General features: G+C 67.8%; 25 protein-coding genes. 6 read left to right on the top strand and 19 right to left on the bottom strand.

Translation table 11 applies throughout. From position 1 onward, the window contains the following. Window positions 1-184: 184 nt before the first annotated feature. Together BX604_RS28525 and BX604_RS28520 are read left to right on the top strand one after the other, a co-directional pair. Complete coding sequence (locus BX604_RS28525; protein WP_098554205.1) at window positions 185-2,296, top strand: penicillin-binding protein 1A; 2,112 nt, start codon at window positions 185-187, stop codon at window positions 2,294-2,296. Window positions 2,297-2,304: 8 nt separating this feature from the next. Further along, complete coding sequence (locus BX604_RS28520; protein WP_098554204.1) at window positions 2,305-2,916, top strand: trimeric intracellular cation channel family protein; 612 nt, start codon at window positions 2,305-2,307, stop codon at window positions 2,914-2,916. Between the two features lie 37 nt (window positions 2,917-2,953). Here BX604_RS28520 and BX604_RS28515 read toward each other — a convergent pair whose 3' ends face one another. From BX604_RS28515 to BX604_RS28470, 10 genes are all read right to left on the bottom strand, one after another. After that, a complete protein-coding gene (locus tag BX604_RS28515; protein WP_098554203.1) occupies window positions 2,954-3,334 on the bottom strand; it encodes a VOC family protein in 381 nt (126 codons plus the stop codon). Between the two features lie 73 nt (window positions 3,335-3,407). Continuing rightward, the gene (locus tag BX604_RS28510) at window positions 3,408-4,229 is read right to left on the bottom strand and encodes a heme ABC transporter ATP-binding protein (protein ID WP_098554202.1); all 822 of its coding nucleotides are present in this window, start codon (window positions 4,227-4,229) and stop codon (window positions 3,408-3,410) included. 18 nt (window positions 4,230-4,247) lie between these two features. Continuing rightward, a complete protein-coding gene (locus BX604_RS28505) occupies window positions 4,248-5,342 on the bottom strand; it encodes a FecCD family ABC transporter permease (protein WP_098554201.1) in 1,095 nt (364 codons plus the stop codon). A 15-nt stretch (window positions 5,343-5,357) separates the two neighbouring features. Continuing rightward, window positions 5,358-6,266, bottom strand: coding sequence for a heme/hemin ABC transporter substrate-binding protein (locus BX604_RS28500; RefSeq protein ID WP_098554200.1), 909 nt, complete (start codon window positions 6,264-6,266; stop codon window positions 5,358-5,360). Next, window positions 6,263-7,354, bottom strand: coding sequence for a hemin-degrading factor (locus BX604_RS28495; protein ID WP_098554199.1), 1,092 nt, complete (start codon window positions 7,352-7,354; stop codon window positions 6,263-6,265). Before BX604_RS28495 ends, BX604_RS28500 begins: the two co-directional genes overlap by 4 nt. A gap of 49 nt (window positions 7,355-7,403) precedes the next feature. Then, entirely contained in the window at window positions 7,404-9,677 is a 2,274-nt protein-coding gene (locus tag BX604_RS28490; protein WP_098554198.1) for a TonB-dependent hemoglobin/transferrin/lactoferrin family receptor, read from the bottom strand. Between the two features lie 230 nt (window positions 9,678-9,907). Further along, a complete protein-coding gene (locus tag BX604_RS28485; RefSeq protein WP_098554197.1) occupies window positions 9,908-10,135 on the bottom strand; it encodes a hypothetical protein in 228 nt (75 codons plus the stop codon). A 71-nt stretch (window positions 10,136-10,206) separates the two neighbouring features. Then, entirely contained in the window at window positions 10,207-10,590 is a 384-nt protein-coding gene (locus tag BX604_RS28480) for a DUF6232 family protein (protein WP_098554196.1), read from the bottom strand. Between the two features lie 124 nt (window positions 10,591-10,714). Then, window positions 10,715-10,975, bottom strand: coding sequence for a DUF2866 domain-containing protein (locus BX604_RS28475; protein ID WP_098555043.1), 261 nt, complete (start codon window positions 10,973-10,975; stop codon window positions 10,715-10,717). 221 nt (window positions 10,976-11,196) lie between these two features. After that, a complete protein-coding gene (locus tag BX604_RS28470) occupies window positions 11,197-12,360 on the bottom strand; it encodes a porin (RefSeq protein ID WP_098554195.1) in 1,164 nt (387 codons plus the stop codon). Between the two features lie 307 nt (window positions 12,361-12,667). On the opposite strand from BX604_RS28470, the gene BX604_RS28465 reads away from it, so the two are divergent. Further along, window positions 12,668-13,474 carry a MetQ/NlpA family ABC transporter substrate-binding protein gene (locus tag BX604_RS28465; protein ID WP_098554194.1) on the top strand — a complete coding sequence of 269 codons (807 nt, stop codon included), beginning with the start codon at window positions 12,668-12,670 and terminating at the stop codon, window positions 13,472-13,474. A gap of 141 nt (window positions 13,475-13,615) precedes the next feature. Here the strand turns inward: BX604_RS28465 and BX604_RS28460 are convergent, their stop codons facing one another. The 4 genes from BX604_RS28460 to BX604_RS28445 all read right to left on the bottom strand — a co-directional run bounded on the left by BX604_RS28460 (window position 13,616) and on the right by BX604_RS28445 (window position 17,753). Then, window positions 13,616-14,731 carry a succinylglutamate desuccinylase/aspartoacylase family protein gene (locus BX604_RS28460; protein ID WP_098554193.1) on the bottom strand — a complete coding sequence of 372 codons (1,116 nt, stop codon included), beginning with the start codon at window positions 14,729-14,731 and terminating at the stop codon, window positions 13,616-13,618. A 258-nt stretch (window positions 14,732-14,989) separates the two neighbouring features. Then, window positions 14,990-15,772 (bottom strand): ABC transporter substrate-binding protein, encoded by a 783-nt coding sequence (locus tag BX604_RS28455; protein ID WP_098554192.1) that lies wholly within the window; start codon window positions 15,770-15,772, stop codon window positions 14,990-14,992. A gap of 227 nt (window positions 15,773-15,999) precedes the next feature. After that, on the bottom strand, window positions 16,000-16,920 hold the full coding sequence (locus BX604_RS28450) for a LysR substrate-binding domain-containing protein (protein ID WP_175778602.1): 921 nt from the start codon (window positions 16,918-16,920) through the stop codon (window positions 16,000-16,002). Window positions 16,921-17,159: 239 nt separating this feature from the next. Next, entirely contained in the window at window positions 17,160-17,753 is a 594-nt protein-coding gene (locus tag BX604_RS28445; protein WP_098554191.1) for a hypothetical protein, read from the bottom strand. Between the two features lie 296 nt (window positions 17,754-18,049). Here BX604_RS28445 and BX604_RS28440 point away from each other — a divergent pair, with 296 nt between their 5' ends. Further along, on the top strand, window positions 18,050-18,877 hold the full coding sequence (locus tag BX604_RS28440; RefSeq protein ID WP_098554190.1) for an AraC family transcriptional regulator: 828 nt from the start codon (window positions 18,050-18,052) through the stop codon (window positions 18,875-18,877). A gap of 83 nt (window positions 18,878-18,960) precedes the next feature. After that, window positions 18,961-19,386 (top strand): cupin domain-containing protein, encoded by a 426-nt coding sequence (locus tag BX604_RS28435; RefSeq protein ID WP_098554189.1) that lies wholly within the window; start codon window positions 18,961-18,963, stop codon window positions 19,384-19,386. A gap of 194 nt (window positions 19,387-19,580) precedes the next feature. Here the strand turns inward: BX604_RS28435 and BX604_RS28430 are convergent, their stop codons facing one another. Beyond that, complete coding sequence (locus tag BX604_RS28430) at window positions 19,581-20,969, bottom strand: NCS2 family permease (RefSeq protein ID WP_098554188.1); 1,389 nt, start codon at window positions 20,967-20,969, stop codon at window positions 19,581-19,583. A gap of 539 nt (window positions 20,970-21,508) precedes the next feature. Then, on the bottom strand, window positions 21,509-22,195 hold the full coding sequence (locus tag BX604_RS28425; RefSeq protein ID WP_098554187.1) for a TetR family transcriptional regulator: 687 nt from the start codon (window positions 22,193-22,195) through the stop codon (window positions 21,509-21,511). 48 nt (window positions 22,196-22,243) lie between these two features. On the opposite strand from BX604_RS28425, the gene BX604_RS28420 reads away from it, so the two are divergent. After that, window positions 22,244-22,909, top strand: coding sequence for an O-methyltransferase (locus BX604_RS28420; protein ID WP_098554186.1), 666 nt, complete (start codon window positions 22,244-22,246; stop codon window positions 22,907-22,909). A 106-nt stretch (window positions 22,910-23,015) separates the two neighbouring features. On the opposite strand, the gene BX604_RS28415 is transcribed toward BX604_RS28420, so the two are convergent. From BX604_RS28415 to BX604_RS28405, 3 genes are all read right to left on the bottom strand, one after another. Next, window positions 23,016-23,552, bottom strand: a complete 537-nt coding sequence (locus BX604_RS28415; RefSeq protein ID WP_098554185.1) for a DUF3455 domain-containing protein — start codon at window positions 23,550-23,552, stop codon at window positions 23,016-23,018. Between the two features lie 139 nt (window positions 23,553-23,691). Next, on the bottom strand, window positions 23,692-24,696 hold the full coding sequence (locus tag BX604_RS28410; RefSeq protein WP_098554184.1) for an aldo/keto reductase: 1,005 nt from the start codon (window positions 24,694-24,696) through the stop codon (window positions 23,692-23,694). Between the two features lie 13 nt (window positions 24,697-24,709). Continuing rightward, window positions 24,710-25,825: an alkene reductase gene (locus tag BX604_RS28405; protein WP_098554183.1), complete on the bottom strand. Its 1,116-nt coding sequence runs from the start codon at window positions 25,823-25,825 to the stop codon at window positions 24,710-24,712. Window positions 25,826-25,835 lie beyond the last annotated feature (10 nt).

Raw genomic sequence — 25,835 nt, 5'->3', positions numbered from 1 at the left:
GTACGCGCAGCGGTCCGACCATTGCCGTTGTCCGCCCGAGCAACGCTTCCTAAATAAAATTTAGCCAGCCAAACATTGGCTAAAGATTGTTCCGGTATCCCGGCATCCCTTCGACAATGCGCGCCTTTCGTGACGGATGGGCGCGTGGTGCGTCCGCCGTCGCTGCATCGAAGAAGGAGCCCGAATGACCGACCACACCGCTTCCCCTCCGCCGCCGTCTCCGCCCCCCGCGTCGCCACGTCGCCGTGCATGGCGCATGCTCGCGGGCGCGTTGCTCGGCCTGATGCTCGCGTGCGCGGGCATCGGCGCATGGACGGTCCATCGCATCTGGACGCAACTGCCGTCCGTCGAACATCTGGCCGTCTATCGCCCCGCGCTGCCGCTGCGGATTTTCGCGCGCGACGGCGAGCTGCTCGCCGAATACGGGGTCGAGCGCCGCGAGTTCGTGCCGCTCGAGCACATCCCGCCGCTGATGCGGCATGCGCTGCTCGCGGCCGAGGACGCGAAGTTCTACGAGCACGGCGCGATCGACGTCGGCGGCCTCGCGCGTGCGACGTTCGCGAACGTCGTGACGCGGCAGCCCGGGCAGGGCGGCAGCACGATCACGATGCAGGTCGCGCGCAATTTCTACCTGACGCGCGACAAGGTGCTGAGCCGCAAGCTCGTCGAGATCCTGATGGCGATCAAGCTCGAACGCGAATACAGCAAGGACAAGCTGCTCGAGCTGTACATGAACGAGATCTATCTCGGCGAGCGCGCGTATGGTTTCGCGGCGGCCGCGCACGTGTATTTCGGCAAGCCGCTCGACGCGCTGAATGCGGGCGAGGCGGCCGTGCTCGCCGGGCTGCCGAAGGCGCCGTCGGCGTTCAACCCGGTCGTCAATCCGGCACGCGCGACCGCGCGGCGCAACTACGTGCTGGGCCGCATGCACGCCCTCGGCCAGCTCGACGATGCGACGTACCGCGCGGCGGTGGCCGCGCCGATCGCGCTGGCGACCACGCCGCCGCCGGGCATCATCGCGGCGCCGTACGTCGCGGAGCGCGCGCGCCGGATGATGGTCGAGCGCTTTCACGACGAGGCCTACACGCTGGGCCTCGACGTGACCACGACGATCTCGATGCGCGACCAGCGCGCGGCCGAAGCCGCCCTCGCGCGCACGCTGCGCCGCCAGCCCGCGACGCGCGATGCGCGCAACGGTCTCGAAGGCGCGCTCGTGTCGCTGGATGCGGCGACCGGCGACATGCTCGCGCTCGTCGGCGGCGCGGATTTCAACCGCAACGTGTTCGACCATGCACTGCAGGCGTATCGCCAGCCGGGCTCGAGCTTCAAGCCGTTCGTCTATTCGGCGGCGCTGGAGAAGGGCTACTTCCCGGGCGTGCTGGTCGACGACACGCAGCGCACGCTCACGCATGCGGAAACCGGTGCGCGGCCATGGCGTCCGCGCAATTTCGGCAACCACTACGAAGGCTTCATTCCGGTGCGACGCGGGCTCGTGCGCTCGAAGAACCTCGTCGCGGTCAGCCTGATGCAGGCGGCCGACCCACACTACGTGCAGCAGCATGCGGTGGGCTTCGGTTTCGACGCGCAGCGCAATCCGGCGTCGCTGCCGCTCGCGCTCGGCGCGGGCGCGGTGACGCCGCTCGAACTCGCGAGCGCGTACGGCGTATTCGCGAACGGTGGCATGCGGATGGTGCCGCGCCTGATCCTGTCGGTGAAGCAACGTCATGGCGGTGCGCTGTACGACGCGCCCGTGCCCGACGGCACGCGCGTCGTGTCGGCGCGCAACGCGTTCGTGATGGACAGCATGTTGCGCGACGTGGTGCGCGCCGGCACCGCGCGCGGCGCGCTCGCGCTGCGCCGCGACGACGCGGCCGGCAAGACGGGCACGTCGAACGGCTCGAAGGACGTCTGGTTCGCCGGCTATTCGTCGGGCATCGTCTCGGTCGCGTGGCTCGGCTACGACACGCCGCGGCCGATGGGGCGCGCGACCGGTGCGTCGCTCGCGCTGCCGGTCTGGCTCGACTACATGAAGACGGCCGTCGACGGACGCACGCCGCTCGAGGCGACGCCGCCGCAGGACGTCGCGCTTGCCGACGGCGATTTCGTGTACGACGAATACCTGCGCGGCACCTGCACCGCCGACGTGCCGCCGTTCATCCGCAGCCGCTATGCGTGCGGCGGCGCGCCGGCGTCCGATGCGCCGGGCAATGACGGCCAACCCGACGCGCCGATGCCGGCAGCCGTCGACGCGGCCGAGCGCGAGCGCGTGCTCGACCTGTTCCGTACCGAAGACTGAGACACACGATGCATACGCTTTATCTGATTGCGATCGTCGCGGAAGCGATGTCGGGCGCGCTGATGGGGATGCGGCGCGGGATGGACCGCTTCGGGCTCGCGCTGGTGGGCGCGGTGACCGCGCTCGGCGGCGGCACCGTGCGCGACGTGCTGCTCGGCCACTATCCGCTCGGCTGGATCGCCCATCCCGAGTACCTGATGATCACGCTCGCCGCGGCAACCGTCGCGTCGTGGGCCGCGCGGCACGTTGCGCGGATGAAGACGCTGTTCGTCACCGTCGACGCGATCGGCCTTGCGGCCTTCACGATCATCGGTTGCGACATCGGCGCGTCGACCGGCACCGCGCCGATCATCGTCGTGCTCGCCGGTGCGATCACCGGGGTGTGCGGCGGGATGCTGCGCGACCTGCTGTGCAACGAGATGCCGCTGATCCTGCGCGAGGAGCTGTACGCGAGCGTCGCATTCTTCACCGGTGCGCTGTACGTCGGGATGCAGCACGTCGGCATCGACGCGGGTGTCGCGACGGTGGTCGCGCTGGCGGCGGGCTTCGCGATGCGGATGCTCGCGGTGCGGCTCGGCTGGAAGATGCGGACGTTCGGCGTCGCGGATCTCGAGCATTGAGCGGGCGGGTGCGACGGATCCGCCGTCGCGCCCGCATTCAGTCCGGCTGCACCACCTGGAAGACATTCCCTTCCGGATCGACGCCGTCGTACATCCGGTACGCGAACCCGTCGTAGCGCTTGAGCGCGCGCACCGTCACGCGATCGCGGACGAAGCGTTCGCGATGCGCGTCGATGTCCGTGTCGATCGAGAAGACGAGCTTCACGTTGTTCGCATCGGCGCGCGCGGGCGTCGTGGCCGCGTGGCGAAACGCCGGGCCGGCCAGATGCAGCGCAAGCTCGATCGCGCCGGCGTCGAGCACGGCCCATTCGTCGTCGATTGCCTCGATGACAGGAAGACCGAAATACTGCTGATAGAACGCCTTCAGCAATGCGACGTTCTGCACGTACAGGATGATGCGGGTCAGCGGAAGCGGCACGTATGTCTCCTGGAAGGCGATAAGCGAATGACGATGCCGGCTGCACGGCACGCAGCCGGTTCACGCAACGGCGTCACGCCGGCACCATGACCGGCGGCGATCCGTCGCCGGTATCCACCCTCTTCACCGCGAAGCCGTAGCATCGCGCGATGTGGGCGGGCGTCATCACGTCGCGCGGCGTGCCATGCGCGATGATCGTGCCGTCGGCGAGCATTGCGATCGTATCTGCATGCCGCGCGGCGAGGTTCGGATCGTGCACGATCGCGAGCACGCCGAGCTGCCATTCGCGCGCGACCTCGCGCACGGTATCGAGCAGCCGGTGCTGATGCGCGAGATCCAGTGCGGCGGTCGGCTCGTCGAGCAGCAGGTAGCGCGGCGCGGTGTCCGGCGCGTCGTCGTCCGGCCACAGCTGCGCGAGCACGCGCGCGAACTGCACGCGTGCAAGTTCGCCGCCCGACAGCGTCGTCACGTCGCGGCCGACGAGCGCGTCGGCGCCCGCGCGTTCGAGCGCATGCCACGCGATGTCGCGATCGCGGTGCGAGGTTGCCCCGCTGCGCCGCGCATGCGGATAGCGGCCGAGCAGCACGATTTCGTCGACGCTGAACGGAAACGCCGGCTGCGCGGCCTGCGGCAGCACGGCGCGCAGGCGCGCGAGCCGCGGCGCGTCGATGCGTGCGAGCGGTTCGCCGTTCAGCGTGATGTCGCCGGTCACGCGCACGCCGTTCGGCGCGATGCTGCCGGTCAGTTCTCCCGCGAAGGTTTTCAGCAGCGTGCTCTTGCCCGCGCCGTTGCGGCCGAGCAGCGCGGTCACGCGGCCGGGTTCGATCGACAGCGACAGGTTGCGGAGCACCGCGGTGTGCCGGCGGGCGACGTCGAGATGATGGGCGGTCAGCATGATTCGTGAATGAAGGGTTCAACCGCCAAGTGCGCCGCGGCTTTTCCACAGCAGCGCGAGAAAGAACGGCGCGCCGAGCAGTGCAGTCAGCACGCCGAGCGGAATCTCGGCGGGGGCGGCCACCGTGCGGGCGGCGAGATCGGCGGCAAGCGTCAGCAGCGCGCCGAGCAGCGCGGCGCCGGGCAGCACGACGCGCTGGTCGGGGCCGCATGCGAGACGCACGCAGTGCGGCGCGACGAGGCCGATGAAACCGATGATGCCCGCGCACGACACGAGCGCGCCGACGGCGAGCGCGACCGCGACGAGCACGCGCCGCTTCAGCCGCTGCACGGGCACGCCGAGATGCAAGGCCTCGGTTTCGCCGAGCTGCAACGCGTTCAGCGCGTCGCGGTCGCGCGCGAGCAGCACGCAGCCGATCGCGACGCATGGCGCGACGGCCGCCAGCGCCGACCATTGCGCGCCGCCGAGGCTGCCGAGGCTCCAGAAGGTCAGCGAACGCAACTGCGCGTCGTCGGCGACGAACGTGAGCAGCCCGATCGCCGCGCCGACCAGCGCGTTGATCGCGATACCCGCGAGCAGCAGCAGCGGCAGCGCGAGCCGGCCGCGCGACGCGGCGAGCCGGTAGACGAGCGCCGCGACCGCGAGCGCGCCCGCGAAGGCGGCGACGGGCAGCACGGCCGCGCTCACGTGCGCGGCGAACAGCGCGGGGCCGAGCACGATCGTCGTCGTCGCGCCGAGCGCCGCACCGCTCGACACGCCGACGAGCCCCGGGTCCGCGAGCGGATTGCGGAACAGCGCCTGCATCGCGGCGCCGGCCGCGCCGAAGCCGCCGCCGACCAGCAGCGCGAGCACGACGCGCGGCGCGCGGATGTCGAACAGCACCGCGCGCGCCTGCTGCGCGGCCGGGTCGCCGCTCAGCGCGGCCCACGCTTCGGCGAACGGAATGCGGTAGGCGCCGACGCACAGCGCGACGATGGACATCGCGCACACGAGGATGGCGAGCGCGGTCAGCGCGAACGGCGCAACGCGGCGCGACGTGCCGACGCGCGCGGCGCCGAGGGTGGCGCCCGACGGGGGCGACGACGCGGAGAAGGGCGAAGCATGAGCAGGCATCGGGACGATCCGGAATCAGGCGAGCGCATCCGACAGGTGTCGGTGCAGGGTCGTGACGGCGAGCGGCAGGCGCGGGCCGAAGCCGAGCAGGAACAGCGCGTCGAGCGACACGACGCGCTGCGCGCGGCCGGCCGGCGTCGCGCCGAAGCCGGGCGCGGCGAGCAGCGCGGCGCGCCCGCCGACGGCAGCGAGCCCTTCGTCGGAGATCAGCACGACGTCCGGTGCCGCGGCGGCGAGCGCTTCGGTCGTCAGCGGCTTGTAGTGATCGAAGCCCTGCATCGCGTTGCGCGCGCCCGCATAGCGGATCATCGCGTCGGCGGCCGTGCGCTGGCCGGCGACGAGCGCCTGGTTGCCGGTGTGGTTCAGCACGAACAGCACGCGCGGCGGCTGCGCGCCGCCGGGCACGTGCGCGGCGACCGCATCGTGCGTGGCCTGCCAGTCGCGATCGAAGCGTTGCAGCAGCGCGGCGCCGGCGTCGCGCACGTCGAGCGCCTGCGCGACGCCGGTGATCTTCGCGCGTACCGAGTCGACGTCGTGGCGCTCGTCGAACGTCGTCACCGCGACGCCGGCGCTTTTTACCTGTGCGATCGCGGCGGGCGGGCCGGCTTCCGCTGACGCGAGCACGAGATCGGGCCGCAGCGACAGCAGCCCCTCGGCCGACAGCGCGCGCTGGTAGCCGACCTTCGGCAGGCGTTTCGCGGCATCCGGGTAGGTGCAGGTGGTGTCCGCACCGACGAGCCGGTAGCCGCGCGCATCGGCGCCGCCGAGCGCGAACGCGGTTTCCGCAATCGCGCCGCCGATCACGACCACACGCTTCGGCGTGGCCTGCGCCGAAGCGCGGCCGGGCAGTACGCCCGCGAGCGCGCCGGCAGCCGCGCTCGCGAGTACGATGCGGCGCCGGGCATCGAACGATCGAGCGCTCACCGAGCCTCTCCGTGTGCAGCCGCCGGCAGCGTCGCGACGAGTGCGCGCCAGTCGTCGCGCTCGACCCGGCCGGGCTTGCGTTCGCCGAACAGCAGCGCGACATGGTCGCCCTGGCGATCGAAGAGTTCGAGCGACGTGACGAGGCCGTCGCTCGTCGGCTTTTTCACGACCCACGCGGCGGCGATCATGTCCTCGCGCACGTGCAGGTTGAAGCCCGGATCGAGCACGTTGATCCACGCCCCGACCTCGCGCACGTTCGCGACGGGGCCCGTGTGGATCTGGATCATGCCCGCGTTGCCGACGAACACCATGATCGGCTGGCCGCTCTGCGCGGCGCGTTCGAGCACGTGGCGCAGCGCATGCGCGGTCTCGACCGGGTACGCATACTGCGGATCGGCGAGGCGCAGCGCCTGCATGCGGCTCACGCCGAAGCGCTGCGTGATGCCGAAGAACTGGTGCGTGTCGGTCATCGCGTCCCACGCGGCGCGAAAGCCCGCGACGTCGATGTCGGTGTCGGCGCGCTCGGGCGTCTTCGGCGCGGCGGGCGCGACGTCGAGCCCCGGCTGTTGCGATGCCGCGCGCCAGCGTTCGACGAATGCGTCGTACGCCGCGTGATCGCTGTGCGTGCGCAGGTACACCTTGTGGATCGCATGGCCTTGCGCATCGAAGAACTGCAGGCTCTTCAGCGGGCCGTGGGTGGTTTCGTCGTGCACCGCGAACGCGGACGCCCAGTGGCGATAGAAGATGCGCAGGTCGATGTCGCCGAGCGCGAGGCCGACCGGCCCGTCGTGGCTCATCTGCGCGTATTCGCCGTCTTTCTCGTGGACGGCCGTGTCGTTGCGCGTGAGCGCCATCACGCGGCCGAGGCGCGGCATTTCCTCGAACATCGCCGGAAAGCGCGCGTCGAGCCGCACCACGTGTTCGCCGACGAACGCGGCGAGCGCCTCGCCTTCGCTGACGCCGAGCGCCTGCGCGACGTCGCGGTTGCGCAGCTGGCGCTCGGCCTTGAGCTTGACGAACGCGTCGCGCAACGCGGCGGGCGCACGCGTCGCCGTAACGGGTTGACCGGGAAGGGCGGAATGCATCATGTCGGACTCCTTCAAGTAGCGGTTGGGTAGCAGCGCGCGGTGGCGCGCATCAGAAATCGACTTTCATGCTGACGGCGACGGTGCGCCCGGGCGACGTGTACGCATCGAGCACCTTCGAATCGTCGGCGATGCCGCGCACGTCCGACCAGTTCCAGTATTTGCGGTCGAACAGGTTGCGGATGCCGATCGTCGCGCTCACGTGCTTGTTGAAGCGGTAGCCGCCGCGCAGGTCGACGACGAACGACGACGGCGGCGCGAAGCACGCCTTGTTCGAGCAGTCGGACGTGTCGATGTCCTTGTCGCGCTTCGCGGCCTGGAACAGCAGGTCGGTCTGCACGAACCAGCGCTCGCCCGGCTCGTAGCGCACGCCGAACACCGCCGAGAACGGATTGATCGTGTTCAGCGGCTGGCTCGCCGCGCCGTCGTTCTGCGTCGAACCCTTCGTGAACGCCATCGCCGTCTTCAGCGTGATGCCGTTCGGCATGATCCATTCGGCGCGGCCTTCGAGGCCGTGAATGCGCGCATCGGCGAAGTTCACGTACTGGAACACGAACGGGTCGCTCGGGCGGCCGCTGCCCGCGATCGTCGTGCGCGAGATGAAGTTGCGGTAACGACCGGTGAACGCGGCCGCGCTGTAGCGCACGACGCCGTAGCCGGTGCCGGCCTTGCCGCGCAGCCCCGCTTCGAACGTGTCGCTGGTTTCGGGCTTCAGGTTCGGATTGCCGATCGACGTGTAGCCGTACACCGGGTTCGAGAAGCTGCTGTTCACCTGGTCGGGCGTCGGTGCGCGGAAGCCGTGCGCATATTGCGCATAGGGAATCAGTGCGGGCGTGATCTCGTACAGCACGGCGACGCGCGGCGACACTTCGTTCGCGCTCGTCGATACCGCCGTGCCGGTAAACAGCGGATCGTTCTGCGTCGGGCTCAGCCGGTACGTGTCGAAGCGCAGCCCCGGCGTGACGAGCAGCCGGCCATAGCCGATCTGGTCCTGCACGAACGCGCCGAACAGCGTGTAGTCGGTATCGGGAAACGCCTTGTTCGGGAAGGCTTCGCCGACGCCGGGCACGGTGCCGTCGCGCAGGTTCGTCACGCGCGACAGGCTGCCGTCGACGCCATACAGCAGCTTGTGGGCGAGCGGGCCGGTCGAGAAGCCGCTTTCGGCGAACGCGGAGCCGCCGAACGTGCGCTCCTTGTACTGGTTGTCGCGCGAGCGCGACGGCTGCGTGCCGCGCGTCTCGAACGCATATTGATCCTGCTTCGCGTCCTGGTAGTAGAACTGCACGTGCGCGTTCTGGAACCAGCGGAACGTATCGTCGCGAAAGTCGTAGTCGACGCTGAAGCGGTTGCGCTCGAGCCGGTCGTGCGTCGTGAGGCCGAGCGTGCCGGGCGGGTTGATCGCCGACAGCACGTCGGTGCTCACGCGCCGCTGCACGGTTTCGGCGGTGAACCTGATCGTGTCGCGCGCGGTGGGCGTCAGCACGAGCTTGCCGAGCAGCGATTCCGAATAGACGTCCTGAGGGTTCGACGTCGTGCGCAGCGTGCTCGCCGAGTTGTTGTCGCCGCGCGTGTCGACTTCGTGACCGCGCCGGCCGTCGGCGATGATCATCCCCTGCACGCGGTCGTTGCCGCCGGCGGCCGACACCGTCGCGCCAATGCTGCGATCGGTCGAGTCGTAGCTCGGCCGGAACGAGAAGTACGAGGGCTTGCCGTAGATCGACAGCAGGTCGCGCGGATCCTTCGTGATGAAGTTCACGGCGCCGGTCAGCCCGTCGCTGCCGTACAGCGCCGAGGCCGGCCCGCGCAGGATCTCGATGCGTTTGAGCATGTCGAGATCCGCGTAGTCGCCGCGGCCGGCTTCGAGCGGCCCGAACGAGAACGCGTTCGGCAGGCGGATGCCGTCTTCCATCAGCAGCACGCGATTGCCTTCGAGGCCGCGGATGTTGATGCTCGAATCGCCGTCGCGGCCGCCGCCGAGCGCGGCGCTGCCCGGGCGATACGCGGTGCGGCGCACCGTGACGCCCGGCTCGTAGCGCAGCGCGTCCTTGATGTTGGTGGCCTGCTGCTCGTCGAGCTCGTCGTCGGTGATCACCGACACGGACGCGGCCGTGCGGCTCGCGGCGGTGGCGGTGCGGGTGGCCGTGACGGTGACGGGGTCGAGCAGCGCCGCATCGCCGCGCGTGGACGCGGCGGTGGTGGTCAGGACGGCAGGTGGCGGGTTGGCGCCTTGCGGCGACGAATCGGCGTGAGCCGGGGCGGCGGACAGGCCGAACGCGCCGAACAGTGCGGCACAGATCGGTTGCCGTGCCAGCGGATAGCAATGCACAGGTGGTCTCCCATTGACGATAACAAGCCCGAAGGCTGGCTGGGTGACGCGTCCACCTGGCTGGCCCGTTTGCGCGCGACAGGCGGCAAACGGCGAATTGAAAGGCAACTGACAATTTTGTCAGTGTAAATGAGAATTATTATCAATACAAGAAAGAACGGCGATGCGTGCGGGCGAGCGCCGTCGTGCGCGGGGCGGACGCGCCGCGCGGGGAAAAAGCGGGAGAAGCCTTAGGCCAGCGATTCGATGCGGATCAGCAGGTTGCGCGCATGCGCGATGAACGCGTCGTGCGTCGCACGATCGCCGTGGCCTTCGAAGCCGGCCTGTTCGGCGAACGCGAGCTGTTCCGCGTAGAGGTCGACGAGTGCGGTGCGCGCGTCGGGAGGCAGCGAGCGGATCATCGAGACGAGCAGCAGTTCCTGTGCGCGCAGCATGCCGGACAACGATTGGGGGTTCATGCCGACCTCCTCGAACGATGCGGCGGCGTGCCGCTCACTTCATAGTAGGTGCTCGCCGCGCGCAGCGGAAATCAGCCGGCGGCCGTCGCCGCCCGTGCATCGCGCACGACCTGCGCGACGCGTTCGACGAACTCGGCGTCGGCGCTCGACAGCGCTTCGCGCTTGCCGTCGGGCATCTCGACCATCAGCCGGTACGTGATGTCCTGCGTGGCCCAGGCGAGATAGCCGACGACGACGAGCATCACGCCGACGACGAGCGCCGCGCTCGATGCGCCGATACCGCCGGCGATGGCGGTGGCCGCGCCGATCAGCGAGATCAGCGACGGTACGAGACGATTCTTCGGGATCTTGACGACGTCGACGTTGCGGATGTCGCGCAGCGGGAAGGACTGGCCCGCGGCCGACAGGCCGTTGCGCGTGACCATCACGCCGCGTTCATTGAATGCGTTTTCCATCGTATGTTGCGTGGACGAAAACGCGAAGCGTAGCAGACTTCGTTGCTGCATCAAACGAGGCCGAGTGCCGCATGACATGGGTGGCGCTGCCGGCATGCGGATGACGGGTGCAATGGAAGGGGCGTCAGAACTGCAGCCTGCCGTCGCCGTACAGGCGGCCCGGCACGTGCGATGCGACGACTTCGGCGATCTCTTCGTCGGTCGACTCGGCCGGTACGATCTGGCGTCGTGCGGGTGCGTCGAGATGCATCGTCCATTCGACGAGCCGGTACGGGCGGCCCCACGGGCGCTGCATGGCCACCGACACGCGGCAGCTCTGAACGGGAAGCGAATGCTGGCGCGTCAACATCGCGTGCAGATGGCTGAAAACGGTATCTTCGATCATCATGGCCTCCGATCCTGTCTTGTGGGCAGTTGATGGCGGTGCCGTAGTGGGTCTCAAAAAAAAAGCCGCCGATGTTCAGGCGGCCAACAGGGGGGGTGAGAGCATCCTCTCAGCCCAGAATTAAGCGAAACTTAAAAGCCCATAAAAAAGCGCCCCGCGTGGAGCGGGGCGCTTCTTGCCGTCGTGATCCGCGTGTCAAGCGGATAAATTAAGCGGATGCTTTAGAACTTGTGACGGATACCGACGCGAGCGGCGATCTGGTTCGTCGAACCGTTGCCCGACGTGCTGAAGTAGCTCGTGCTCGAACCGATCTGAGCTTGCACGTTGTTGCCCGATGCCTTCTGACCGACGACCAGCGCATACACGTCCGTACGCTTGCTGAGCGCGTAGTCCAGCGCCACGTTGCCCTGGTTCCAGTGCGCCGAGTTGCCGCTTTGCGTTGCGTTCGTGTACGTGTAGCCGACTGCTGCCGACAGGGCCGGCGTGATCGCATACTTCAGGCCTGCTTCGTATGCGTTGTAGAACGTGCCCGATGCGCCTGCAGCGACCGGGGTGAACTGCGTGCGCGTCCACAGCGCCCATGCCGTTGCCGGGCCGAAGATGTAGCGGCCACCGACGCCGTACGTGCGCAGGTCGCGGATGTTGCCCGTGCTGATGTTCGCGATCGTCGTCGAGAACGCCGTCGGCGAAGCCTGGCTCGGGAAGCGGATGTCCGTGTAGGCGGCGCCGAGGGCGAACGGGCCGTTCGCGTAGTTCAGGCCGAAGCTGTATGCACGCGACGAACCGGCCGTCGTCGTGGTGCCCGTCGTCGTCGACGGTGCGCCTGCGAAGTCGGTCGAGTTCGAGAAGCCGTACAACGCGCCGAACGTGAAGCCGGCGTAGTTCGCGCTCTGGAACTTCACTGCGTTGCTGATGCGGCTCGACGTGAGCTGGTCGACGTCGTTCACGTGGTACGCGTAGTTGCCGGCGACCGTGTTGCCACCCGTCGAGTAGTTCGAACCGAGGATGTCGGTCGAGAACGAGTATTGACGGCCGAGCGTTACCGTACCGTATTGCGCCTGGCTCAGGCCGACATAAGCCTGGCGACCGAAGATCGAGTTGCCTTGGCCGAGCGTGCCGTTGCCGCTGTTGAAGCCGTTTTCGAGCACGAAGATCGCCTTCAGGCCGCCACCGAGGTCTTCGGTGCCGCGCAGGCCCCAACGGCTGCCTTGGGCCACGCCGTCGTCGTACTTGAACAGCTTGCCGCTACCGCCGTTGGCGGTCTTGCTGTGGTTCACGTAGCTGATACCGGCATCGATCACGCCGTACAGGGTGACGCTGCTTTGTGCGTGCGCCACACCAGTCGTTGCTGCGAGGGCGGCGAGGGTCAACAGTTTCTTGTTCAAAGGATTCTCCGAGCGAATAAATGGCGTGTCCAGTTGCGGTTCCGGCGCTCTCTATGGGCGCTTTCACGGACCGGTCGCAACTTTATCGGCGGGCCACGTAATGAATGTGACAGCGTTTGTCATATGACGAATGTGTGGTGCCGATGCGACAGTGGATTCTGCCTGCTTGTACAGCGGGGAGTTATACCGATTCCGCCTGAGCGTCGATCGGGCGCGGGAATATGCACATGACATAAGCTTGGTTGGTGCCGTTCCGGCCCCGTGCCACGATGCGCGTTCAACAACGACACGGGACAAGAGGAACACCATGCGACGTTCGATCCTGACCGGCCTCGGCGCGCTTGCCGCGGCGCTGGCCTTTGCGGCGCCCGGCGCGCACGCCGACCCGCAGACGCTGAAGATCGGCACGATGAGCGGCCCCGATGCGCAGATCTGGACCGAGGTGACGAAGGTCGCCGCGCGCGAAGGCCTCGCGATCAAGGTCATCGAGTTCAACGACTACGTGCAGCCGAACGCGGCGCTCGATGCGGGCGACCTCGATGCGAACGGCTTCCAGCACCAGCCGTTTCTCGACAGCCAGATCAAGCAGCGCGGCTACAAGATCGTCAACGTCGGGCTGACCTACACGGCGCCGATGGGCTTTTATTCGAAGAAGCTCAAGTCGCTGAAGGATTTGCCGGTCGGCGCGAAGGTCGGGATTCAGAACGATCCGTCGAACGGCAACCGCGCGCTGCTGCTGTTGCAGAAATACGGGGTGATCAAGCTGAAGGCGGGCGCCGGCACGAACGGCGTGAACGCGACGCCGCTCGATGTCGCCGAGAACCCGAAGAAGATCAAGATCGTCGAACTCGACGCCGCGCAACTGCCGCGCGCGCTGCCCGACCTCGACGTCGCGTCGATCAACACCGATTATGCGGTGAAGGCGGGGCTCACGCCGGTAAAGGATGCGATCGCGATCGAGGACCTGCGCGGGCCGTACGCGAACCTGATCGCGGTGCGCGCGCAGGACAAGGACAAGCCGTGGGTGAAGAAGCTGGTTGCGGCCTATGAATCGGACGACGTGCGCAAGTTCATCGACCAGAAGTTCGGCGGCGCGATCGTGCCGGCGTTCTGAGCGTCGACGCACGCCGCTGCCCGGCGCCGCAGCCGGGCATGCCTTGAAGCAGAAAAGCCAATCGCCCGCGCAAGCGGGCGATTTCGTTGATGCGCGCCGTTGCGCGGCGCGCGAGCAGGCGGTTCAGGCTGCTTGGCCCACTCAGGCCGACAGCAGCGACCCGGTGCGGATCGGCGTGGCGCCCGCGATGCGCGCGACTTCCATGCCGGCCGTCGCGAAACGCACGATCTGGCGCGCGTACAGCACGCCGGACACGCTGCTCTTCAGCGTGATCACGCGATCGGTCAGTGGATCGACGATGTCGGCCACTTCCTGGCCGGCCTCGATCCACGCGCCGACCGGCGTGCGGAACACGATCACGCCGGACACCGGCGCGACGAGCGGATCGGTGCCCGCGAGCGGCGTGGCCGGATACGCGAGCGGCGGCAGCGGTGCGGGCGTACCGTCGATGACGCCGCGCTCGGTCAGGTATTCGACGATCCCTTGCGCATCTTTCTCCGCGAGTTCGTACGACACGTCGCGCTCGCTGCGCAGCTCCACCGTGACGGAAATCGCGCCGTTCGGGATCGGGAAGCGGTCGCCGAAGCGGTTGCGCAGGTCCGACCAGCAGAAGCTGTGGATCTCGTCGAACGGATTGCCGACCGAATTCAGCGCGAGCAGCGAGGCCTGCGAGTCGAGATAGCGCGCGAGCGGCTCGACGTCTGCCCACAGGTCGGGGTTCGTGTAGAGGTGCAGCACCGCGTCGCTGTCGCAATGCAGGTCGAGCACGATGTCCGCATCGAACGACAGCTTTTGCAGCGCGAGACGCTGCGAGTCGAGCTCGGTGCGCGGCATCTGTTCGTGGAGCGCGTCGCGCATCGCGGCGCGTACCGCGGCGACGTTGCGCTGCGCGTCGTTCGTCAGGTGGCCTTCGATGCGCGGCAGCACGAGCGCCGCGAGATCGTAGAAATTGCGGTTGAAGTTCTGCATCGAGCCGAGATCGAAGCGGCCGAGGTGGTCGCCGAACACGTGCTGCGACAGGCCGATCGGGTTCGGCACGGGCACGATGACGACTTCGCCACGCAGCTTGCCGGCGGTCTCGAGCGCGGCGATCTTGCGACGCAGCAGCGCGGCGACCAGCATGCCGGGCAGTTCGTCCGCGTGCAGCGACGACTGGATGTAGACCTTCTTGCCGCCGCGCGGGCCGTAGTGGAAGCTCGTGATCTGGCGTTCGGTGCCGACGGCGGGGGAAATCAGCGGATGGGTCTGCGTTTGCATGATGAGGAGAGTGCGGCGCAGCCGCGAGTGATCCGGTATGCGTGGAAGATTGATTGTACGTTGCCTTCCTCGAACCTATCAAACCGCCCTCGGAACACGCTCTTTTCCTTTGCGAATCATCAGGTTGACGCGTAAAAAATAACGCTGCGGCGGCGCCTCCGCCATGCATTCCTTGCCGTGTCGGGCCGCGTGCAGGCAAAAAAACGGGCTCCTTGCGGAGCCCGTGTGCGCGGATGCGAAGCGCGCTGTTACGCGCGATTACTTGCCGTAGACGTCGAAATCGAAGTACTTCTTCGCGATCTTGTCGTACGTGCCGTCCTTGCGCATGCCGGCGATCGCGCCGTCGATCTGCGTCTTCAGGTCGGTGTCTTCCTTGCGCAGGCCGATGCCGGCGCCTTCGCCGAGCGTCTTCGGATCGTCGAGATCCTTGCCGGCGAAGTCGAAGGTCGCGCCGCGCGGCGTCTTCAGGAAGCCGATTTCAGCCTGCACCGCGTCCTGCAGCGCGCCGTCCAGACGGCCCGAGATCAGGTCGGCGTAGACCTGGTCCTGGTTCTGGTAAGGCACGACGTTCACGCCCTTCGGCGCCCAGTAGGTCTTCGCGTAGGTTTCCTGAATCGTGCCCTGCTCGACGCCGATCGACTTGCCCTTCAGCGAGTCGGCCGTCGGCAGCAGGCCCGAGCCCTTCTTCGTGACGAGGCGCGTCGGCGTGTTGAACAGCTTCGCCGAGAACGCGATCTGTTCCTGACGCGCCGGCGTCATCGACATCGACGACAGCACGCCGTCGAACTTGCGGGCCTTCAGCGCCGGGATCATCCCGTCGAAGTCGTTTTCGATCCACACGCACTTCGCGTGCATGCGGCGGCAGATTTCGTTGCCCAGATCGACGTCGAAGCCGACCACCTTGCCGCTTGCGTCTTTCGATTCGAAAGGCGGGTAGCTTGCGTCGACGCCGAAGCGCACGGTCGTCCATTCCTTCGCGTAGGCGCTGCCGGCCGATACGGCGAGCACGGCAACGGTCACAGCCGCAAGAATCTTTTTCACTCGGTGACTCCTCGTTTTGTTCGATGGGTGCGCGGTTGTGCCGCGCCGTAAGCCTTCGGCCCGGCGCGGCTTCGCGTCGGACTGTCCGTTTCGCCTGCCCGATTCGGGCGCGCGACGTGCGCAAGATTATCAAGACAAAATGCCGGCGGGGCGCCTAGGACATGCCCCGATACCGGACCCGACGGCCATGCGGACAGCGACGCGACCGTTTCAGACCTAGGAACGATTCAGCCGAGCGTTTCGTTGACCGCGCGCTGCAGGCACGTGACGAATTGCGAGACAGCGGGCGTCGGCAGCAGGTCGCGCCGCGCGATGATCGACAGGTCGAAGCGCGGCATGCTTTCGTCGAGCTCGGCCGTTCGGATGCCGAGCGGCGCCACCATCGCGGCCAGCGGGCGCGTGAAGCAGCCGATCACGTCGGAGTGCGCGACGAGGCCGAGCGTTACCGCGAACGACATCGGCGAGCGCAGCAGGCGCTTCGGCAGCGGCAGCCCGCGGGCCTCGAACATCGCGATCATCACGCTGTGCGGAAACTGTTCGGCGCCGACCGTGACGATCCATTCGGCGTCGAGCAATTCCTCTAACCGGCGCGCGTGCGCGAGCGGATGCCCTTCGCGCATCACGACGGTGAATTCGGTCGACAGCAGCGGCACCTGCGTGAAATCGCGGTCGAGCGCGGGCACATGGTGCATCGCAGCGATGTCGAGCGTGCCGTTGCGCAGTTGCGCGAGGGCGTCGGGCACCGTCACTTCCTCGAGATGCAGGCTCACGTTCGGCATCGAGCGGCGGAATGCCGTCACCGCATGCGGCAGCGCGGTCAGTGCGATCGACGGCATCGTGCCGACCGCGACGCGCCCCGACATTTCTCCCTTCACCTGCTCGACGGCCTCGACCGTGCGGCGCATGTCGCCGAGCAGTTGTTCCGCGCGCGGCAGCAGCGCATGGCCGCATGCGGTCAACTCGACGCCGCGCACGCTGCGCACCAGCAGTTCCGCGTTCAGCGCGGTTTCGAGTTCGCGGATCGTATGCGTGATCGCGGGCTGCGTGACGCCGAGCTCGCGCGCGGCGGCGCGCAGGCTCTTGTGATGCGCGGCGGAGACGAACGCCTGGAGCTGCGTGATGTTCAGTTGGTTTCGGATGCGGGTCATCGATCGGATTCGGATCTCGCGGCGGCCGGGCGCCGGCGCGAAGAACGATAGGGTAGCGCGTCGCGGGACGGACGCCGGGCGCGGAACAAAAATGCCGGAGCGGCGCGCGGCAGGTTTTCGCCACGACCGGCGGAAAACCGGTCAGGATTGCGAACGACGGCGCGAGCGTGTGCGTGACGTTGTCGCGGGATGTTGCGATACGACGTATCGCATTGTCGTCCGGCGCCGCACCGCGCGGATCAGGCGAGCGCCAGTTCGACGGCAGCCAGCGTGCGGCGACGGATCCAGCCGCTCCCGAGCCGGATCGCGAGCCAGTACGGCGTGAACAGCACGCGTGTGCGCATGCTCGGACAGTGCACGAAGGTTTCGGTGCGCAGCAGCCGGGTGCCGGACGGCAGGCCGACGACCTCGAACCGCAGCACCAGCTTCGCATCGCGCGGATCGTCGTGCCGGACGAAGGCCGCGGCGTCGTCGATCGTCCGTACATCGGGCGTCGGGCGCCAGAAGCGTCCGACGAGCCCCAGCGACAGCGATGTGTCGTCGCGATGCAGCAGCGTGAACGTGTCGAAGCCGAAGCGGGCGCGCTCGGCCGGGGCCGGGCGGTGGCCCAGCGCGCGGACGATGGCCGCCGGCGATTCGCGCACGGCGAGCAGCGCGTCGATCACCGGATCGGCGCGCATGTCGAGCGATGCCACGGCGTCGATGATGCGCGACGGCGACGCGTCGATCGGCCGCGATTCATGAACTTCGACGAAGCCGAACGACGGGATGAACGGCGGCTTGCGCGCCGCGGCCCGCGTGTCTGATTCGGAAACGATGCCGAACGGATTCATGAGCGCTCCGGAGGACAAAGCGCGATCGTAGCACCGGGTGCGGACGGGTGCCGCGAGGCTGGCCGCGCTGCACCCCGGCACGAAGGGGTGCGGGGTGGTGGGGGCCGATGGCCGCGAATCAGGGCAACCGGGATGCGGGTGTGCGTCGGATATCGGGCGGCGGCACGCCGAACGCGTCACCCGGAACGGCATGTCGATACACGGCGGTGCGCGCCGCGCCGATGTGGCATGCTGCGCGGAACGGTGCGCGGTTTGCACCGGCACACCTCCCGTTTCCCTGCGTTTTTCAATTCGTCATGTCCCGAAAAGCAGCCTCGTCGCCCCACGACTGGATGATGCATGCGACGCCGATCGACGGCGTCGAGCGCATCGAAGCCTGGTTTCAAGGCAATGCGTATGCGATGCATCGGCACGATACGTATGCGATCGGCCGCACGCTGGCGGGCGTGCAGAGTTTCAACTATCGCCGCTCTCGGCGCGATAGCCTCCCGGGAAATACGATGGTGCTGCATCCCGACGAGGCACACGACGGCCAGGCCGGTACGGGCGAGGGGTTCCGCTACCGGATGATTTACGTCGAACCTGCGCTGTTCCAGGCGGTGCTGGGCGGCCGCGCGTTGCCGTTCATCGAAGGTGGCGTGACGAGCGATCCGCGTATCGCGGCCGCGACGGAAAGCCTGCTGCAACACGTCGGACACAGGCTCGAGCCGCTCGAACAGAGCGAAGCGCTGGTCGAGCTCGTACACGCGCTTGCCGCCGTCGCGGACATGCCGCGCTCGCGAGGGAAAGGCGATTATCTGGCGGCACGTCGTGCGCGCGACTATCTGCATGCCAACTTCACGCGAGTCGTCACGCTCGACGAACTGGAAATCGTGACGGGACGCGACCGCTGGAGTCTGTCCCACGATTTCCGGACCTTCTACGGCACGAGTCCGTATCGCTATCTGACGATGCGCCGGCTCGGTGCCGTGCGCGGCATGCTGCGTTCAGGCGCGTCGCTTGCGGGCGCGGCGGCCGACGCCGGCTTCGCCGATCAAAGTCACATGACACGGCATTTTCTGAAGGCCTTCGGTCACACGCCCGGACACTGGCTCCAGGTCGCAGACGTCATGCGCCGTGGGTGAGCGGGCGTCCCACGATCGTTCAATACGGTCCGCCGGCGGCGGCCTATGCTCGGCAACGTATCCCCACCCACACGGAGAGAACGATGTCGGCATCACCACATTCCCCTACGACGCCCGCTGCGCGCGGCAAATGCGAAACGATTGATCTGGCGGGCAAGATCGCGCTGATCGGCGGCCATTGGCAACCCCGTGTGGTCGCGGAAATGAACGATTACCAATTCAAGGTCGTCAAGCTCGCAGGCGAATTCGTCTGGCACCGGCACGGCGATACCGACGAGACCTTCATCGTGCTGGACGGCATCCTGCGTATCGACTTTCGCGGCGGCCCGCACGGCGACGGTTCGATCGAACTGCGTACCGGGCAAATGGCCGTGGTGCCGAAAGGTATCGAGCACAAGCCTTGTGCGCAGGGCGAAGTGAAACTGCTGCTGATCGAGCCGCGCGGCGTCGTGAATACCGGCGACAGCGCAACCAGCGCACGCACGGTCGAGAACGACCAGTGGATTTGACGCCTCGCGCCGTGCCGCGCATCGACGGTTCGTAGTCCGTTTGGCCGTCGAGCGGCAATCGCGGCCGCGCAGACAAAAAAAGCCTGGAAACAGGCGTTTCCAGGCTTGGAGACCATCAACGAGGATGGTGGAGGAGACGTGATCGTCCCGATGCGCGCCGCCCTTCTGCCGGCAGCGTCGCGCATGTTCTGCGGTCAGATCGCCCAGCCGCCGAGATAGAACGTGACGAGCACGGCGGCGATGAGCACGGTGCCGACGTTCAGCTTGCGGAATTCGCCGCTGGCGATGCGGCCGATCACGAGCGTCGAGAAGCCGAGCATGATGCCCGTCACGATGTTCGCGGTCAGCACGATGAACACCGCGCAGACGAGCCCCGACATCGCGTCGACCATGTCGTCCATGTGCAGCTTGCTCACGCTGCCGAGCATCAGCAGGCCGACGTACATCAGCGCAGGCGCGGTCGCATACGACGGCACGAGGCCCGCGAGCGGCGAGAAGAACATCACGACCAGGAACAGCAGGCCGACCACCGCTGCCGCCAGCCCCGTCTTCGCGCCGGCGGCCACGCCGACGCTCGACTCGATGTAGGCCGCAGCCGGCGCACCGCCGAGGAAGCCCGAGAAGATCGAGCTGATCGAATCGGCGGTCAGCGCGCGGCCGCCGTTGATGATGCGGCCGTTCTCGTCGAGCTGGCCGGCTTGTCCGGCCACCGCGCGGATCGTGCCGGTCGCGTCGAACACGGCGGTCATCACCAGCGCCAGTACGCTCGGCAGCACGGCCATCGACAGCGCGCCCTTGATGTCCATCGCGCCGATCAGCGATGCGTGGCCCGGCGTGCTCAGCGACGGCAGCGCGAAGATGCCATGGTATTTCACGCTCGGATCGAAGATCAGGCCGACCAGCGAGATCGCGACCACGACGAGCAGGATGCCGCCCGGCACGCGCCGCTTCTCGAGACCGAAGATCGCGGCGAGGCCGACGACCGACATGATGACCGGGAACGCGGTGATCTGGCCGAGCGACACCGGCAGGCCGGCACCCGGGTTCTTGATCACGAGCCCGACGTCGTTCGACGCGATCAGCAGCAGGAACAGGCCGATGCCGATCCCGGTGCCGTGCGCGACGCCCGCGGGCAGGTTGCGCAGGATCCACGAACGCACGCCGGTGACCGAGATGCCCGTGAACACGAGACCCATCAGGAACACCGCGCCGAGCGCGACGGTCGGATGCAGCCCCTTGCCGAGCACGAGGCCGAACGCGGTGAACGCGGTCAGCGAAATCGCGCAGCCGATCGCGATCGGCAGCTTCGCCCACAGGCCCATCAGCAGGGAACCGAAGGCGGTGGTCAGGCAGACCGCGACGAACACGGCGCTCGTGTCGAAGCCGGCCTTGCCGAACATGCCGGGCACGACGAACACGGAATAGACCATCGCGAGGAAAGTGGTCACGCCCGCGACGATCTCGCGGCGCTGCGTGCTGCCGCGCGACGAAATGTCGAAGTACCGGTCGAGGACTCCCTTGGTGCCAAAGTCCGTTTCTTCCGTGCCGACGCCGACCGTCGGCTGCACCGGGGTATCACTCATGAGCTTGCTCCTTTATCAGCGTACTGAAACGGTCGTAGCGGACCGCCGTCAGGGTGTCTCGAATCTGGTTGGAATGATCGGCAACGTCGTGGGGACGCATGACATGTGATTCGTGTCGTCGTACGCGCCATGCGGCGGGCGCGAGTGTGTCGCGTCGTACGACGCGTGGTGTGGTCGACCCCGTCACGTGTGCTTTGCCGTAGCGAAGGTTAGGCGAACGGCCCATCACGTCCCATTGGGGGAAGAGCATGCAGCGCATGTCTCAGCGCTTATATCGGCGTGTAACGGGGCTTCGTCGTCGCGGAACGCGTGTATACGCCTAGTTCGAATCCGTTAAGGCGATTATTTGAATGCGGGGTCGGCGGGCAGGGCGGGAGCGGGTGGTGCATCTAAATATTACAAATATCTTTCATCGAGGCTGCGCAGGTGCGTGAAACCGACCGCGTATGACGCCATGCGCGGCCGTGCGCAATCTGCATCCGGATGATACCGGTGCCGCGCGCGGGCTGCGCTGCCACTTGTTCTGGCCCCGCGTTGCATCAATCCGGCGCGAGAGGCGTGAGATGCGCGAGGTACGCGCAGAACATGTCGGCCATCGCGGACGCATAGGCGTCGATTTCCGCCGGCGTGCGTGCGGTCTCGGAGAACGCCTTGCCGCCCGTCGTGAGTGTCGTCATGACCAGCTCGCACGCGATCGCATGCGTGGCGTCCGATACGTCGGGCAGGGCTTCGCGCATGAACGCGCTGAAGATCCGGTTGCCCTCGGCCCGCACGGCCTGCGCCTCGGGGGCGTCGCGATAGAGGGGCGCCGCATCGTCGAGTGCGATGCGCATGGGCGCTTCGTCGCATTCCGAACGGATGAACGCGTGGACGGCGGTGCGCAGCCGCTCGGGCGGCGTCTTCTGCGCGTCTTGCAGCATTCCGCACAGCATCCCGGACGTCTGCCGCCACTCGTCGTGCTGGAGCCGGAACAGGACGGCCGCCTTGTTCGGGAAGTACTGATACAGCGAGCCGACGCTCACGCCGGCGCGCTCGGCAACGCGCGCCATCGTGAAGCGCTGCGCGCCTTCGGTCGTCAAAACCTGAATAGCGGCCTCCAGCACGTCGTCGACGAGCTGGGTCGAGCGGGCCTGCCGAGGCTGTCTGCGCGAGGCGATCGGGGCGTTGCGGCGGTCGGTCATGACGGGGCTGCCAATGCGAATGGTAAAACGTGAATGGTTCGTCATATTCTAGCCAGGTGCACTGATGCACTCAACCTGACACCGGAGATTCGCATGACCACCCTGATTCACGACCCGCTGGCGTCGCTGCTCGCGCGCCTGTTCGACGAAGCCGATGCGTCGTCGCCTGCGTCGCATCCGGACTTCGCCGACCTGACGCACGACGAGCACGTGCGGCTGATGCGCAGCAAGACCGGTTACGCCGATTTCTATGCACGCCTGAAGGACTATCCGCTCGCGGTGTCGCGCGAGACGGGCACGCTGCTGTACATGCTCGCGCGCGGCAGCGGCGCGCGCGCGATCGTCGAATTCGGCACGTCGTTCGGCATCTCGACGCTGCACCTCGCGGCCGCGCTGCGCGACAACGGCGGCGGGCGGCTGATCACGAGCGAGTTCGAGGCATCGAAGGTTGCACGGGCGCAGGCGAACCTGGCCGCGGCCGGGCTCGACGATCTCGTGGAGATCCGTGAAGGCGATGCGTTGCGCACGCTGGCCGTCGATCTGCCGGATACCGTCGACCTGCTGCTGCTCGACGGCGCGAAGGCGCTGTATCCGGAGATCCTCGCGCGGGTCGAGCCGCGGCTGCGGCCCGGCGCGTTCGTCGTCGCCGACAACGCGGAATACAGTCCCGACTATCTTGACTACGTGCGCGCACCGCGCAACGGCTACCTGTCGGTGCCGTTCGGCGGCGATGTCGAGTTGTCGATGCGGATTCGCTGAGGCCGGGTCGTTGCGCGACGGCCGGAGCAGCATCGTGGAAATGGAGGATAACTGATCAAATGGGTGCGGCAGTGACGCCCCGGATTCGGGTAGCCGTCGTCGTGCGTTACTTCAGGAACACGTAACGCGCGAAATACGGAAAACGGCCGACCGCATGCTCGGTCGAACACGCCGATTCCGGCGGCATGCCGCCCGCGGTGTCGAGCCGCTGCACGAAGCGCACGCCGGCGAGCGCGCCGGTCGTGGTCTTCGCGTCCGTTGCGGCCGGCGTCGCGGCGAGCAGCAGTTGCGGGATGCTGCCCGGCTGCGCGCCCGGCGCTTGCGCGAGCTTCTTGCCGGTGATCCGGCTGCCGTCGGTCGCCTCCCACGACGGCCCTGCGCCGTGCCGGACGACGAGCGTGCCGCTGCTGTCGAACAGCATCGCTTCCGGGTGCTGGAACACCCACATGAGCTTGTGTCCGGCGTCGTAGTCGCACGTGTAGACCTGCACGCCGGCCGCGGTCGTCGACAGCACGGGCGTGGCCGGCTGGGGCGGCGCGAGGCCGGCGGCTTCGTCGGCGTGGGCGGAGACGGTACAGACGGCCAGCGCAAGGCAGGCCACGGCGGCCGGCAGCGTGGCGCGTTGCAGGGAACGGCTTCGCATGGCAGGGCATCCTTTTAGGTCGGGTGAAGGTCAACCATCGGCAAACCCGTAAACGCTAGACGCCAATCGCGCCGGCCGCAATGCGCACATGACGATCGCGGCGATAGTCATGTGCGCCTGCCGATTCAGCCCGGGAACCTCAGGCCGCGCCGGCCGGCGTCGGCGCATGCTCGGCGATCAGGCGTTCGGCTTTCAGCGCGTCCCACAGCGCGGCCGGAATCGGCGCCGACGCGAGCCGCAGGTTCTCGTCGATGCGATCGGGGCGGCTCGCGCCGGGAATCACGGCCGCGACGGCCGGATGCGCGAGCGAGAACTGCAGCGCCGCCGCGCGCACGTCGACGCCGAACCGTTCGCTGATCTGCCGGATGCGCGCGACGCGATCGAGCATCGCCTGCGTGGCCGGCTGATATTCGAAGTGGGTGCCGCCGGCGAGCACGCCGGAGTTGTACGGGCCGCCGACGATGAGGCCGAGCCCGCGCGCGACGCTTTCCGGCATCAGCCGTTCGAGCGCGCCGGCATGGTCGAGCAGCGTGTAGCGGCCGGCCAGCAGGAAGCCGTCCGGGTCCGAGCGTTCGAGCGCGAGCGTGCACGGCTCGATCCGGTTCACGCCGAGGCCCCAGCCCTCGATGACCTTCTCGTCGCGCAGCCGCGTGAGCGCTTTCGCGGCACCCGACATCGCGACGTCGAACACGTCGAGCCAGTGCTCGCCGTGGAAGTCGATCGCCGGATCGTGGATCCACACGGTGTCGAGGCGGTCGGTGCGCAGCCGCTTCAGGCTCGCTTCGATCGAGCGCAGCGTGCCGTCTTCGGTGTAGTCGTAGACGATCCGGTTCGGCAGGCCGTGCTGGAACAGCCCGCCCTTCTCGCCGAGATCGCGCTGCGATGCGTCCTCGTGCTCGTCGAGCACGAGGCGGCCGACCTTGGTGCCGAGCGAATACGCGTCGCGCGGCCGGCCGGCGAGCGCTTCGCCCAGGCGCAGCTCGGCGAGGCCGGCGCCATACAGCGGCGCCGCGTCGAAGTAGCGGATACCGTTTTCCCAGGCGGCGTCGACCGTGGCCAGCGCTTCGTCGTTCGGGATGGCCCGATACATGTTGCCCAGCGGCGCGGTGCCGAAACCCAGGCGGGAAGGGAGCGTGATTCTCATGTGAATGCGCCGGTTACGCCGCGGCTTGCACGAGCGTCGGATAGTCGGTCAGGCCCTGCGCGCCACCGCCGAACAGCGTGTTGCGGTCATGCGGCGTGAGCGTGACGCCGGTGCGCAGGCGCTCGGGCAGGTCGGGGTTCGCGACGAACGGGCGGCCGAATGCGACGAGGTCGGCCCAGCCGGCGGCGATCGCTTCACGGGCGCGCTCGGCGGTGTACGCGCCGGCGTAGATCAGCACGCCGGGGTAGGCGGCGCGCAGCTGTTGCTTGAACACGACCGGCATCAGCGGTGCGTCGTCCCAGTCGGCTTCCGCGATGTGCAGGTAGCCGACGCCGAGTTCGCCGAGCAGCTTCGCGGCGGCGAGATAGGTCGTTTCCGGATCGTCGTCGACGCAGCCGTTCAGCGTGGTCAGCGGCGCGAGGCGGATGCCGACGCGCGATGCGTCGCCGGTGCCCTCGATCAGCGCCTGCGTGACTTCGCGCAGGAAGCGCAGCCGGTTTTCGAGCGAGCCGCCGTATGCGTCGGTGCGCGTGTTCGCGTTCGAGTCGATGAACTGGTTCACGAGATAGCCGTTCGCGCCATGCAGTTCGACGCCGTCGAAGCCGGCGTCGATCGCGTGGCGGGCGGCGGCGCGGTACTGATCGACGATCTCGCGGATCTCGTCGACGGACAGCGCGCGCGGCTCGGACGCCTGCACGAAGCCCGGCGTGCTGCCGTCTTCACCGGCGACGAACACGTTCACGCCCTTCGCCTGGAGCGGCGACGACGACACGGGTTGCTGGCCGCCGAGCAGGCTCGTGTGGCTCAGCCGACCGACGTGCCAGAGCTGCGCGAAGATGCGGCCGTGCGCGGCGTGGACGGCGTCCGTCACCTTGCGCCAGCCGGCGACCTGCGATGGCGTGTGGATGCCGGGCGTCCATGCGTAGCCCTTGCCGAGCGGCGCGATATAGGTGCCTTCGCTGACGATCAGGCCCGCACTCGCGCGCTGCGCGTAATACGCGGCCATCAGTTCGTTGGCTTCGTCGCCGGGCTGGCTGGCGCGCGAACGCGTCATCGGCGGCATCACGATGCGGTTCGGCAGCGTCAGCGTGCCGAATTGCAGCGGTTGGAAAAGCGGGTCTTGCTTCATGATGGGGTCC

Source organism: Burkholderia sp. JKS000303, from assembly GCF_002563755.1.
GTDB lineage: Bacteria > Pseudomonadota > Gammaproteobacteria > Burkholderiales > Burkholderiaceae > Burkholderia > Burkholderia anthina_B.
The sequence above is the reverse complement of the archived record's forward strand: the minus strand, read 5'-3'. Positions and strand labels throughout refer to the sequence as shown.